The following is a 12,604-nucleotide window of genomic DNA, read 5'->3' as shown; positions in this document are numbered from 1 at the left end:
TTCTGATACAAGTCAAAGCTGGCCGGGCTGAACTGTTATTATCTGCCGTATCTATTCAGTACGGATCGATCCATGTCTTCTCGCGAAATCCGCATCGCCACCCGTAAGAGCGCGCTGGCCCTTTGGCAGGCCGAATACGTCAAGGCCCGCCTGGAACAGGCTCACCCGGGGTTGAAGGTGACCCTGGTACCTATGGTCAGTCGCGGCGACAAGCTGCTCGACTCGCCGCTGTCGAAGATCGGCGGCAAGGGTTTGTTCGTCAAGGAGCTGGAAACCGCACTGCTCGAGCACGAGGCGGATATCGCCGTGCACTCGATGAAGGACGTGCCGATGGATTTCCCCGAGGGGCTCGGCCTGTTCTGCATCTGCGAGCGTGAAGATCCCCGCGATGCCTTCGTCTCCAATACCCATGCCAGCCTGGATGCGTTGCCGCCGGGTGCGGTGGTCGGCACGTCGAGCCTGCGCCGCCAGGCGCAACTGCTGACCCGCCGTCCCGACCTGCAGATCCGCTTCCTGCGCGGCAACGTCAACACTCGCCTGGCCAAGCTCGATGCCGGCGAGTACGACGCGATCATCCTGGCGGCTGCGGGGCTGATCCGCCTCGGTTTCGAAGACCGTATCACCTCGGCCATCAGCGTCGAGGACAGCCTGCCGGCCGGTGGCCAGGGCGCGGTCGGTATCGAATGTCGCAGCGCCGACAGCGAGATCCATGCACTGCTCGCCCCCCTGCATCACGCCGACACCGCCGTACGGGTCACCGCCGAGCGGGCCCTGAACAAGCACCTCAACGGTGGCTGCCAGGTGCCGATCGCCTGTTACGCCGTGCTCGAAGGCGAGCAGGTCTGGCTGCGTGGCCTGGTCGGCCAGCCCAGCGGCGGCCTGCTGCTGAGCGCCGAAGCGCGCGCTCCGCAAGCGGATGCCCGGGCGCTGGGCGTGCGGGTGGCCGAGGATCTGCTGGGGCAGGGCGCGGACGTCATTCTCAAGGCCGTCTATGGCGAGGCCGGCGAGGAATGACCGGCTGGCGTCTGCTGCTCACGCGGCCGACGGATGAGTCGGCCGCGCTGTCGGCGGTACTGGCCGAGGCCGGGATCTTCAGCAGTGCCTTGCCGCTGCTGGAAATCGAGCCGCTGGTGGTCGATGGTGCCGGGCTGACGAAGATTCTCAACCTGCCTTTCTATTCGGCGGCGATTGTCGTCAGCAAGCCGGCCGCGCGCCTGGGACTGGAGCTGGTGGACCAGTACTGGCCGCAGCCGCCGCTGCTGCCCTGGTTCACCGTCGGTGCCGCGACGGCGCGCTTGCTGGACGACTACGGCCTGCGGGTGGACTATCCGGCCGATGGCGATGACAGCGAGGCCTTGCTCGACCTGCCGGCCTTGCAGGAAGCCCTGGCACAGCCCGATCCCCGCGTGCTGATCCTGCGCGGAGAGGGCGGGCGCGAGCTCCTGGCTGAGCGTTTACGCGGCCAAGGTGCTAGTGTCGACTATCTGGAACTCTATCGTCGCTGCCTGCCGGCGTATGCCGAGGGCACCCTGATCGGGCAGATTCGCGCGGAACGCCTGAACGGGCTGGTGGTCAGCAGTGGGCAGGGTTTTGAACACCTGCGGCAGTTGGCGGGCGCGGCCTGGCCGGAAGTGGCCCGGTTGCCGTTGTTTGTTCCAAGCACCCGGGTGGCGCAGATGGCTCGTGCCGCCGGGGCTCAACATGTTGTGGATTGTCGTGGTGCCAACGCCACGGCTTTGCTGGCGGCGCTACGGGAGTTCCCCGTACCCGCTTTCTGAATGCAAAGGATGGATACGTGAGCGAAACAGCCTTGCCAAAAGAAGAAGCTCAACCGGTGCCCGAGGCGCCGGTCAAACCGCCGGTGGCGCCTGTCGAGCGCCGTGGCAATGGTCTGGCGATCCTGGCGTTGCTGCTGGGTGCCGCCGGTGTGGCCGCGGGCGGCTGGGGTGTCTGGCAGGTGCGCAACCTGCAGGCCAATCACCAGCAGCAGGGCGGGCAACTGCAGGAACTGGGCAACCAGGCGCAGTCGCTCAAGCTGAGCGAACAGCAGTTGGCCGCGCGCCTGGACCAACTGCCGGGTGCCGCCGAACTGGAGGACCGCCGGCGCCTGGTGGCGCAGTTGCAGGGCGATCAGCAGCGCCTGGGCCAGCGTCTGGAAAGCGTGCTGGGCGCCAGCCGCAAGGACTGGCGTCTGGCCGAGGCCGAGCACCTGTTGCGCCTGGCCACGCTGCGCCTGTCGGCGTTGCAGGACATCACCAGTGCCCTGGCCCTGGTGCAGGGTGCCGACGATATCCTGCGTGAACAGAACGACCCGGGCTCCTTTGCCGCCCGCGAACAATTGGCCAAGAGCCTGGCGGCGCTGCGCAGTACCGAGCAGCCGGATCGCACCGGACTGTTCCTGCAACTGGGCGCCTTGCGTGACCAGGTCGCGCAGCTCAACGAACTGGCACCGGAGTACAAGGACCGCGGCGACTCCCTGCTGGGCCTGACCTCCGATGGCGACGGCGCCAGTCGCTGGGCGCAGTGGTGGGACGAGATCTCGCGTTATATCCGTATCGACTTCAATGCCAACAAGAACATCCGGCCGTTGCTCGCCGGGCAGAGCCTGACCCAGGTCCGCCTGGCCTTGAGCCTGGCGCTGGAGCAGGCGCAATGGGCGGCCCTGAACGGCCAGGCGGGGGTTTACACCCAGGCGCTGACGGAAGCTCGCGATGTGTTGACCGGCAGCTTCAATCCGGACAACCCGCAGAGCAAGGTCATGGTCGAGCAGCTCAGCGAACTGAGCAGGAAACCGGTGACGGTGCTGACCCCGGACCTGGCTGCGACCCTCGGTGCCGTCCAGGCCTATCTCGAGCGGCGCCACGTGGAAGCCGATACGCCGGTGAGCGGTAGTGCCAACCCGGCGCAGGAGACCAGTCCATGAAACGGTTTATCGCGATTGCACTGCTGGTCATCGTCGCGCTAGGTCTGCTGGGCTTCGCGATTTCCAGGCATGCCGGCTACGTCCTGATCGCCTATGACAGCTTCCGTTACGAATCCAGCCTGTGGGCATTCCTGGCCGTGCTGCTGGTGCTGTGGCTGGCCTATCGACTGCTCAGGTTCCTCGTCGGCCTGGTCACGGCGTCGAGTTCGGCGGCCAACCCCTGGTCCCGGCGCAACCGTAGCCGGCGGATCCAGCTGGCCATCGAACAAGGCCAGATGGATCTCGCCGAAGGTCGCTGGGCCAGTGCCCAGAAACACCTGCATCGGGCTGCCGAGGCTGAGCGCCAGCCGCTGCTTTATTACCTCGGCGCGGCGCGTGCGGCCAATGAGCAGGGTAAATATGAAGAGTGCGACAGCCTGCTGGAGCGCGCCCTGACGCGCCAGCCGCAGGCCGAGCTGGCGATTGCGCTGAGTCACGCGCAGTTGCAAGTGGACCGTGGCGATACCGAGGGTGCTTTGGGTACGCTGCAGGCCATGCACGAGCTCCATCCCCACAGTGTCCAGGTGCTGCGCCAGTTGCAGCGCCTGCATCAGCAGCGGGGCGACTGGTCGGCGGTGGTCCGGCTGCTGCCGGAACTGCGCAAGGACAAGGCGTTGCCGCAAAGCGAGCTGGCCGAACTGGAGCGGCGCGCGTGGGGCGAAAACCTCGGTCTGGCGGCGCGTCGTGAAGAGGATGGCGAGGCCGGCCTGCAGTCGCTGGAGCGGGCCTGGCAGCAATTGTCCGCGGCCCAGCGGCAGGAGCCGCAACTGGTGCTGGCTTATGCCGAGCAACTGCGCCGGCTGGGGGCCGAGGTGCAGGCCGAGGAGGTCTTGCGCGCGGCGCTCAAGCGTCAGTACGACAGCCATCTGGCGCGCCTCTACGGGCTGCTGCGCGGGCGCGATCCGGCTCGCCAGCTGCAGACCGCCGAGGGCTGGCTCAAGGACCATCCGGCGGATGCCAGCCTGTTGCTGACACTGGGGCGCCTGTGCCTGCAGAACAGCCTGTGGGGCAAGGCTCGCGATTATCTGGAAGGGAGCCTGCGGGTACAGCGCAACCCGGAAGCCTGTGCCGAACTGGCCAGGTTGCTGGCCCAGTTGGGGGATACCGAGCGCAGCAACCAGCTGTTCCAGGAAGGTCTTGGCCTGCTGGACGAACGCTTGCTCGCGTTGCCGCTGCCGGTACCGGTGAGCGCCTAGGCGAGATCGGGGCGGGTGGTCCGCGATGGGCGACCCGTCTCAGGCCCCCGGCCTATTTCCCTGTAATGCTCTGATACCGAAATCCTACTCGCTACTTAATGGTTTCATAGGATGTCTGTCGGTAATTCCCTACAGGCTTGAGGAATTATCTGCTGCGGCCCGCCTTGAAAGGGCCAAGGCCTTTCCTCTACCGTAACTGCCTGTCTCTCCTGTTACGGAAAAGCCATGTTCTTGGCCCGCTCACGTTCTCTGTTCTCCCTGGCTTTTCTGGCAGCGGCCCTGGTCATGGGGGCATCGTTGTACCTGGAGTATGGAGTCGGGCTGGAGCCGTGCTCGCTGTGCGTGATGCAGCGCCTGTTCCTCGGCGGCTTCTGCCTGGTCAGCCTGGTGGGCGCCTTGCACGGGCCGGCGCGCATCGGTCGTTGGGTCTATGGTGCGCTGGGGTTGCTGTTCGTCCTGGCGGGGGCGGCGACCGCGGCCCGGCAGGTCCTGCTGCAGCGGGTGCCGATAGAGGAACTGATGATCTGCCAGCCCGGCCTGCATTGCCTGATGCAACAGGTCTCGCCTTTCAAGGCGTTGGTCCTGATGTTCCGGGCGACCGCCGAGTGCGCGCAGATCCACTGGACCCTGTTCGACCTGAGTCTGCCCGAGTGGAGCCTGCTGGCCTTTGTCGGCATGAGTATTCTGGCGATCTATCAGATAGTTGGCCCGGCCACCGGCGCTGAACGCCGTGCGTGAAGCAACCGGTAGTCGCCCTCCGGATTAAACACTTGTATGAACTTTATCTCCTGCGTACCTTGAAGCAGGTGTCGTGCGGGCATAATCTGGCCCGCACGTGTTATCGCAAATAGGTTGTTCTGTTTGGCCAAGTCAGGATCCTCGGCGTGTACGAGGTGTCGGGCGGCATGACCCAGAAGGGAAGAGATCACCATGCTCGAAAGTTGTCAGAATGCTCAGGAACGCTGGGGTGGAGTGCATCTGCTGATCGACCGCTGGTTGCAGGCGCGTCACGAACTGGTACGGGCTTATGATGCTCTCGGTGCCGAGCCCGGAGCCCTGGCGGACAATCGCCAGCCGCTGCAGGAGTTCTGCGGGGTCCTGGTGGACTACGTGTCGGCCGGTCACTTCGAAATCTACGAACAGCTGACCGGCGAGGCCAAGGCGTTCGGCGACAAGCGCGGGCTGGAACTGGCCGAGACGATCTATCCCCGTATCGATGTGATCACCGAAAAACTGCTGGCCTTCAACGATCTGTGCGACGCCGGCAAATGCGTGGCGGAGAAATTCAAGGAGCTCGGTGGCCTGCTGCATGAACGCTTCGAACTCGAGGACTGCCTGATCGAAGTGCTGCACACCGCACACAAGGAAGAGGCGGTCGCCCAGGCCTGAGGTGTAGCGATTCTCCACTGAAAACGGTGCGCATGGCGCGCCGTTTTTCGTTTGTGGGGCAGGCTCAGCTGGCGACGCCCAGCAACTCGATATCGAACACCAGCGGCGTATACGGGGCGATCAGGTCACCCGCGCCATCCGCGCCATAGGCTTGTGCCGAAGGCAGCACCAGACGCCACTTCGCCCCCACCGGCATCTGCGGCAGCGCACTGCGCCAGCCATCGATCACGCTGTCCAGGCGAAACCATTGCGGTTGGCTGTTCTGGTCGAACACCGTGCCATTGGGCAGGTGTCCCACATACCGCACTTGTACCCGCCCATTGGCAGCCACTTTTGCACCGGTGCCCGGTGTCAGTTCGGTCACCAGGATGCCGTCGGACAGTTCTCGGACACCCGGTTTGGCTTTTTCCTCGGCGAGGAATTTCTTCTCGGCTTCGAGGGCAATCTCGCTTTGCGGTTTTGCCGCTTCCTCGGCGGCCCGGGCTTCGTGAGCGGCCAGGACCTGCTCGATGCGTTCGTCCTTCAGGGCCAGCGGCTTGCCCTGGTAAGCCTGCTGCAAACCTTCGACCAGTGCCTTGAGTTGCAGGTCCGGAACTTCCTGGCGCAAGCGTTCGCCGAGACTGGCGCCGAGGCTGTAGGCGAGGTCATGGGCATCGTCGGTTTTTTCTTCTGGCGCGGCATGGGCCAGTGGCAAGACAAGACACAACGACAGCAGTAGATAACGCGACATGGGGACTCTCCGACCTGAGATCCGAAGGATTATGCCAGTGCTGCGCGACGGTTGTTGGAGAACTCGCGGCGCCCTGAAAAACCGCCGATTGCGGTGTGCTCGAAGCGGGTGGTGGAACGCGAAAAAGAGTGGGGACGCGGTCCGGAAAAACACGACGAAATATCGCCTGTGCGAGGGGAATTTTATCGGCGATTTCTGTGTTCGTCCGATGATCCCGAAGAACATTTTTTGCAGCATGCAACGCCAGCCATTCGATACTGTCAACATGCCCTAGCGGCGGTAGTCACAGAGGGCTAGTATGAGCCGCACTCACGTCAGCCAGGAGGTAAACCATGTCGGCCACCAAGAAGCCTGTAAATACTCCGTTGCACTTACTCCAACAGTTGTCGGGCAGCCTGCTCGAGCATTTGGAAAACGCTTGTTCCCAAGCCTTGGCTGATGCTGAAAAACTGCTCGCCAAACTGGAAAAGCAACGCGGTAAAGCACAGGAAAAACTGCACAAGTCCCGCACCAAATTGCAGGAAGCCGCTACTGCCGGAAAAGCCAAGGCACAAGCCAAGGCCAAGAGCGCAGTGGGGGAACTGGAAGAGCTGCTCGACAAGCTGAAAGCCAGCCAGTCCGAAACCCGTACCTACATCCTGCAACTCAAGCGCGATGCGCAAGAGAGCCTGAAACTGGCGCAAGGTGTTGGCCGTGTGAAAGAGGCCGTGACCAAGGCCCTGTCCACCCGCGCCGCCAAGCCTGCCGCTCCGGCCAAGGTTGCCGCTGCCAAGCCGGCTGCAAAACCTGCCGCTGCTAAAACTGCTGCTGCCAAGCCAGCCGCGAAACCAGCCGCTGCCAAACCCGCTGCTGCCAAGCCGGCTGCAAAACCTGCGGCTAAAACCGCTGCCGCCAAGCCGGCCGCGAAACCAGCCGCTGCTAAACCCGCCGCCGCCAAACCGGCTGCAAAACCTGCTGCCGCCAAGCCAGCCGCGAAACCAGCCGCTGCCAAACCTGCCGCCGCCAAGCCGGCTGCGAAACCTGCTGCTAAAACCGCTGCCGCCAAGCCGGCCGCGAAACCAGCCGCTGCCAAACCCGCTGCTGCCAAGCCAGCGGCGAAACCAGCCGCTGCCAAACCGGCTGCCGCCAAGCCAGCTGCAAAACCAGCGGCTGCTAAAACCGCTGCCGCCAAGCCAGCGGCGAAACCAGCCGCTGCCAAACCGGCTGCCGCCAAGCCAGCTGCAAAACCAGCGGCTGCTAAAACCGCTGCCGCCAAGCCAGCTGCAAAACCTGCTGTTGCCAAACCGGCTGCCGCCAAGCCGGCTGCAAAACCTGCTGTTGCCAAACCGGCTGCCGCCAAGCCAGCGGCGAAACCCGCTGCTGCCAAACCGGCTGCTGCCAAGCCCGCGGCGAAACCTGCTGCCAAACCAGCCGTAGCCAAGCCAGCAGCTGCCAAGCCTGCAACTCCGGCACCTGCTCCAGCAGCACCGGCGCCGACTGCAGCCGCTGCACCGGCTCCGGCCGTTACTGCTCCAGCGCCGGCTCCGGTCGCCAGCAGCACCCCAACCAGCGCTTCCTAAGCCTGGCTCACCGCGACGCGCAGCTGTTGCAGCGCGTCGCGGCTCAGGTGGGCCGCTTGTGCGGTGCTGCCGTCCAGCCACGCCATCAGGTCGTCGGCCATTCCCTGTGGCCAGTCCCGGCACAACCCTTCCAGGCGCAACAGCAATTGGCGTTCCGCCTCCAGTTCAAGTGCCTTCACCTGATCGCGCAGTACCTTCAGCTCGCTGTCCTGCAACGCCATGGCCCGCCATTGCCCGCGCAATTGCCTGAGTGGCTGCACCACCTGCGCCTGCCAGGGTTGTGCGACCAGGCGCAATTGCGCCAATCGCCCGGCCTCGCAGCTGACGCCGCGTACCCCCAGCCACGCCGCGCAGAGCATCAGGCAGACATCCGCCCCCTGCGCCTGCAGGGCCAGGCAGGCTTCTTCCACGCCGGGCTTGGCATAAGTCTCGAGAGAAAACGTCCACAGGTCAGCATGCATGGTTCGATCCGCGCCAGTTGCGAGGGAAGCTGGTAGACTCCGCCGCCATTATGATTCGACTTCAGAACCTGACTTTACAGCGTGGCCCGCAACGTCTGCTAGAAGACGCCGAGCTGACCCTGCACGCCGGCCATAAAGCCGGCCTCATCGGTGCCAACGGCGCCGGCAAATCCAGCCTGTTCGCCCTGTTGCGGGGTGAGCTGCACCCGGACTCGGGTGACTGCTTCCTGCCGGCCGATTGGCGTATCGCCCACATGCGCCAGGAGGTCGATACCCTCGACCGCCTGGCGGTCGACTATGTGCTCGATGGCGACATACGCCTGCGCCAGGTGCAGCACGACCTGGCGGCGGCCGAGGTGGCCCACGATGGCGCTGCCCAGGCGCGCCTGCACGCGGAGCTCGACAGCGCCGACGGCTACACCGCCGACGCCCGGGCCCGCAAGCTTCTGGCCGGGCTGGGCTTCACCAATGAGCAGATGGACCGCCCGGTTGGCGATTTCTCCGGCGGCTGGCGGATGCGCCTGAACCTGGCGCAGGCACTGATGTGTCCGTCGGACCTGTTGCTGCTCGACGAACCGACCAACCACCTCGACCTCGATGCGATCATCTGGCTGGAAGAGTGGCTCAAGAGCTACCCCGGCACCTTGCTGCTGATCTCCCACGACCGCGACTTCCTCGACGAAGTGGTCGATCACGTGGCCCATGTCGACCAGCGCAAGATCACCCTCTATCGCGGTGGCTACAGCGCGTTCGAGCGCGCCCGTGCGGAGCGCCTGGCTCAGCAGCAACAGGCCTACGAGAAGCAGCAGGCGCAACGTGCGCACATGGAAAGCTATATCGCCCGCTTCAAGGCCCAGGCCACCAAGGCCCGTCAGGCGCAGAGCCGGATCAAGGCCCTGGAACGGATGGAAGAGCTGTCGGCGGCCCACGTCGACTCGCCGTTCGACTTCACCTTCCGCGAGTCGCACAAGATCTCCAGCCCGTTGCTGGACCTGTCCGATGCCCGCCTGGGTTATGGCGAGAAAACCATCCTGGAGAAGGTCAAGCTGCAACTGACCCCGGGCGCGCGGATCGGCTTGCTCGGCCCCAATGGCGCAGGCAAGTCGACGCTGATCAAGAACCTCGCCGGCGAGCTGTCGCCGCTGGCGGGACGCATGACCCGCGGTGAAAACACCGTGGTCGGCTACTTCGCCCAGCACCAGCTCGACTCGCTGGACGCCAAGGCCAGCCCGCTGCTGCACCTGCAACGCCTGGCACCGACCGAGCGCGAGCAGACCCTGCGCGACTTCCTCGGGGGTTTCGACTTCCGTGGCGCGCGCATCGACGAGCCGGTGCTGAATTTCTCCGGCGGTGAAAAAGCCCGCCTGGCGCTGGCCCTGATTGCCTGGGAACGGCCGAACCTGTTGCTGCTCGACGAACCGACCAACCACCTGGACCTGGAAATGCGCCTGGCGCTGACCATGGCCTTGCAGGAGTTCAGCGGTGCGGTGCTGGTGGTCTCCCACGACCGTCATCTGCTCAAGAGCACCACCGACAATTTCTACCTGGTGGCTGACGGCAAGGTCGAGGAGTTCGACGGCGACCTGGAAGACTATGCCCGCTGGCTGGTCGAGTATCGCCAGCGCAACGCTCCGGTCAGCAACACGCCGGTGAATGCGGACAAGACCGACAAGAAGGCCCAGCGCCAGGCCGCGGCTGCGTTGCGTCAGCAACTGGCCCCGCACAAGCGCGAGGCCGACAAGCTCGAAGCCGAGCTGGGCAAGCTGCACGAGCGGCTGGCGAAGATCGAGGCGAGCCTCGGCGACAGCGCGGTCTACGAAGCTGACCGCAAGGACGAGCTGCGTGACCTGCTGGCCGACCAGGCCAGGCTCAAGGTCCGCGAGGCGGAACTCGAAGAAGCCTGGATGGAAGCCCTGGAGGTGCTGGAAAGCATGCAGGCGGAGTTGGAAGCGCTGTCCTGACCGATAGTTGTCCGACAAAAAACGATGGTCAATTTCACGCCCGCGGATTAGCTTAGAGGTTTGTTGAAACTCTTATCCGAGGTGCGTGATGCTGATTGAGACGTGGCTGGCATTTTTTGCGGCATGCTGGGTAATCAGCCTGTCTCCTGGCGCTGGCGCGATCGCTTCGATGTCCAGCGGCCTGCAGTATGGTTTCCTGCGCGGTTACTGGAATGCCCTCGGTCTGCAACTGGGCCTGGCGGCACAGATCGCAGTGATCGCTGCCGGTGTCGGTGCCGTCCTGACCGCTTCGGCGACGGCCTTCTACGCCATCAAGTGGTTCGGCGTGGTGTATCTGGTGTACCTGGCGGTCAAACAGTGGCGCGCGCTGCCCAGCGACATGACCGAGGAAGCGACGATCCGTCCGGTCGGCAAGCCGCTGACCCTGATGTTCCGCGGTTTCCTGGTCAACGTCAGCAACCCCAAGGCACTGGTGTTCATGCTCGCGGTGCTGCCGCAGTTCATCGATCCCCATGCGCCGCTGGTGCACCAGTACCTGATCCTCGGCGTGACCATGATCGGCGTCGACATGATCGTCATGGCCGGCTACACCGGCCTGGCAGCCAAGGTCTTGCGTCTGCTGCGCACCCCCAGGCAGCAACGCCGGATGAACCGGACCTTTGCCGGGTTGTTCGTCGGTGCGGCCGGATTTCTGGCAACGCTGCACAAGGCGACCACCTGAGGCTCTTTGTTGCCTGAGCGGACGCTATCGCCGGCAAGCCGGCTCCCACAGGATCTGAGTCGTGTTGCACAAGTGTGCTCGACGCGGGCTCCCACAGGATCTGAGTCGTGTTGCACAAGTGTGCTCGACGCGGGCTCCCACAGGATCTGTGCCGTAGCCGGGAAGCGTGCTCGATGCCGGCTCCCTCGGGATCAGCGTCGTGCCGTGCAAGTGTGCTCGACGCGGGCTTTGTGGGAGCCGGCTTGCTGGCGATGAGCGATCACGCGGTCCCGGATTATTGCAGGACCCGCGCCGGCTCATCCGGTGGCAGGTTGTTGCGTTGCAGTGGCTGGCGCGCATCCGGGGACATATCCGGGCCGCCCAGTTGCATGCTCAACTGTCGCGCGACATCCTCGCCCAGGGACTTGGATACATCACGCACCACCCGCGGACGATTCAGCGAAACGCGGATATCCCGGCTGTTGACCAGCTTGGTGTCCTGGCCTTCGCCCATGGCGGTGAACGCCGAGGTGATCTCGTAGGTCCGGGTGTTGATCAGGCTGAAATCGCCCACCAGTGTCAGCCCCAGTACCGCGGAGTAACTGTTGGTGTTGGCCAGTTCATTCACATCCTGGGTGAAGTCGATGTCCGAGACGGTGCCGAACAGCACATAGTCGGCACCCTTGAAGCTGCCGCCCTTGATCCGCTTGATCACGTCGTAGACATCGCCCTTGGAGCTGGCGGTGTAGGGCGTGCCCTGGATCAGCTGGAACATGCCGGTACGCAGGATCTCGCCCTTGATGTCGCCGGTGAACTTGCGCAACTCGCCTTGCTCGATATAGCTGCTGCGGCTCTCGTATTCGTCATAACTCGACGAGCCCGAGGCGCCGTAGTAGCTCTGCTGGTAGTTGTTGCGCGCCGAGACGCTGCGGATGTACTGCTCCACTTGCGCCTGATACGCCAGGTCCGCCACCGCGACCTTCGGCGCGGCCTGCACGCCAAAGGCGCAGGCCAGGCCGATAATGCCAATCCATGCTCGCATCATTCAACGCTCCGTGGTTTTGCGAATCTCTTTCTCGTCCATCCATTCGGCCAGGCCGCTTTCGACGTCGATCAGTTGCAGGCTGAACTTGTAGAAGACGTCCTTGTAGTCGCTGCTGCGCTTGACGATCGAGCTGATCGAGCCTTCCAGGCGGTACTTGGCGGCGATCATGTTGCCAGTCTTGCTGACGGTACTCTTCTTGTACAGGCCACTCTGGTTCTGCAGCTTCAGCTGGTCGACCTGGCTCTGCATCTCGGTGTTGTCGCTGGCGAAGCGGGCGGTGCCAGACTTCATCAACTGGGTCTTGATCGAGGTGGTGATCTCGCGGGTGTCGATGTATTCGCTGGTCTTGTTCTTCACGTCATACACCTGCACCACCGGACGGCCCTGCAGGATGCCGGACTGGGCCAGGGAACGGGTCATGGACTCGGCGATCATCTGCAGGTCGGTGGAGCCGAACTCGTTGGTGACCAGCTCGACGGCCTTGGTGTCACCGTAGCTGATGTTCTTCCCACCCAGGACCGGCGAGGTGTTCTGGGCGCAACCGCTGGCCAGCAGGGCGACAACGGCGAGGAGTGAAAAGCGTGCAAACATGGAGAGGTTC

Annotated in this window: 13 protein-coding genes; 9 read left to right on the top strand and 4 right to left on the bottom strand. The window is 64.2% G+C overall.

Going from position 1 to position 12,604, the window contains the following annotated elements; all coding sequences use genetic code 11:
* Positions 1-72: 72 nt before the first annotated feature.
* From hemC to KI243_RS31585, 6 genes are all read left to right on the top strand, one after another.
* Positions 73-1,014 (top strand): hydroxymethylbilane synthase, encoded by a 942-nt coding sequence (hemC, locus tag KI243_RS31610; RefSeq protein WP_017125484.1) that lies wholly within the window; start codon positions 73-75, stop codon positions 1,012-1,014.
* The gene (locus KI243_RS31605; protein WP_212810275.1) at positions 1,011-1,778 is read left to right on the top strand and encodes a uroporphyrinogen-III synthase; all 768 of its coding nucleotides are present in this window, start codon (positions 1,011-1,013) and stop codon (positions 1,776-1,778) included. The genes hemC and KI243_RS31605 overlap by 4 nt, the downstream gene beginning before the upstream one ends.
* 17 nt (positions 1,779-1,795) lie before the next feature.
* A complete protein-coding gene (locus KI243_RS31600; protein ID WP_017125482.1) occupies positions 1,796-2,923 on the top strand; it encodes a uroporphyrinogen-III C-methyltransferase in 1,128 nt (375 codons plus the stop codon).
* Positions 2,920-4,158, top strand: a complete 1,239-nt coding sequence (locus KI243_RS31595; RefSeq protein WP_212810274.1) for a heme biosynthesis protein HemY — start codon at positions 2,920-2,922, stop codon at positions 4,156-4,158. The genes KI243_RS31600 and KI243_RS31595 overlap by 4 nt, the downstream gene beginning before the upstream one ends.
* A 225-nt stretch (positions 4,159-4,383) precedes the next feature.
* Positions 4,384-4,896 (top strand): disulfide bond formation protein B, encoded by a 513-nt coding sequence (locus KI243_RS31590; RefSeq protein ID WP_017125480.1) that lies wholly within the window; start codon positions 4,384-4,386, stop codon positions 4,894-4,896.
* Positions 4,897-5,088: 192 nt separating this feature from the next.
* Positions 5,089-5,547: an Rsd/AlgQ family anti-sigma factor gene (locus tag KI243_RS31585; RefSeq protein ID WP_017125479.1), complete on the top strand. Its 459-nt coding sequence runs from the start codon at positions 5,089-5,091 to the stop codon at positions 5,545-5,547.
* Between the two features lie 64 nt (positions 5,548-5,611).
* On the opposite strand, the gene KI243_RS31580 is transcribed toward KI243_RS31585, so the two are convergent.
* Positions 5,612-6,277: an FKBP-type peptidyl-prolyl cis-trans isomerase gene (locus KI243_RS31580; RefSeq protein WP_212810273.1), complete on the bottom strand. Its 666-nt coding sequence runs from the start codon at positions 6,275-6,277 to the stop codon at positions 5,612-5,614.
* A gap of 332 nt (positions 6,278-6,609) precedes the next feature.
* Here KI243_RS31580 and KI243_RS31575 point away from each other — a divergent pair, with 332 nt between their 5' ends.
* The gene (locus tag KI243_RS31575) at positions 6,610-7,836 is read left to right on the top strand and encodes an AlgP family protein (protein WP_212810272.1); all 1,227 of its coding nucleotides are present in this window, start codon (positions 6,610-6,612) and stop codon (positions 7,834-7,836) included.
* Here the strand turns inward: KI243_RS31575 and KI243_RS31570 are convergent.
* On the bottom strand, positions 7,833-8,297 hold the full coding sequence (locus tag KI243_RS31570) for a TIGR02444 family protein (RefSeq protein WP_212810271.1): 465 nt from the start codon (positions 8,295-8,297) through the stop codon (positions 7,833-7,835). The two genes, KI243_RS31575 and KI243_RS31570, sit on opposite strands and share 4 nt — an antisense overlap.
* Positions 8,298-8,347: 50 nt before the next feature.
* Between KI243_RS31570 and KI243_RS31565 the strand changes: the two genes are divergently transcribed.
* Together KI243_RS31565 and KI243_RS31560 are read left to right on the top strand one after the other, a co-directional pair.
* Complete coding sequence (locus KI243_RS31565) at positions 8,348-10,258, top strand: ATP-binding cassette domain-containing protein (RefSeq protein ID WP_017125476.1); 1,911 nt, start codon at positions 8,348-8,350, stop codon at positions 10,256-10,258.
* An 88-nt stretch (positions 10,259-10,346) separates the two neighbouring features.
* The gene (locus KI243_RS31560) at positions 10,347-10,979 is read left to right on the top strand and encodes a LysE family transporter (RefSeq protein WP_017125475.1); all 633 of its coding nucleotides are present in this window, start codon (positions 10,347-10,349) and stop codon (positions 10,977-10,979) included.
* Between the two features lie 274 nt (positions 10,980-11,253).
* Here the strand turns inward: KI243_RS31560 and KI243_RS31555 are convergent, their stop codons facing one another.
* Positions 11,254-12,000, bottom strand: coding sequence for a hypothetical protein (locus KI243_RS31555; RefSeq protein ID WP_042935154.1), 747 nt, complete (start codon positions 11,998-12,000; stop codon positions 11,254-11,256).
* A 3-nt stretch (positions 12,001-12,003) separates the two neighbouring features.
* Complete coding sequence (gene lpoB, locus KI243_RS31550; protein ID WP_177058276.1) at positions 12,004-12,594, bottom strand: penicillin-binding protein activator LpoB; 591 nt, start codon at positions 12,592-12,594, stop codon at positions 12,004-12,006.
* Positions 12,595-12,604: the final 10 nt, after the last annotated feature.

The sequence above is a fragment of the Pseudomonas sp. Ost2 genome (genome assembly GCF_018326065.1).
Taxonomy (GTDB): domain Bacteria; phylum Pseudomonadota; class Gammaproteobacteria; order Pseudomonadales; family Pseudomonadaceae; genus Aquipseudomonas; species Aquipseudomonas gingeri.
Note: the sequence above shows the minus strand (reverse complement) of the source record. Positions and strands in the feature narration are given on the sequence as shown.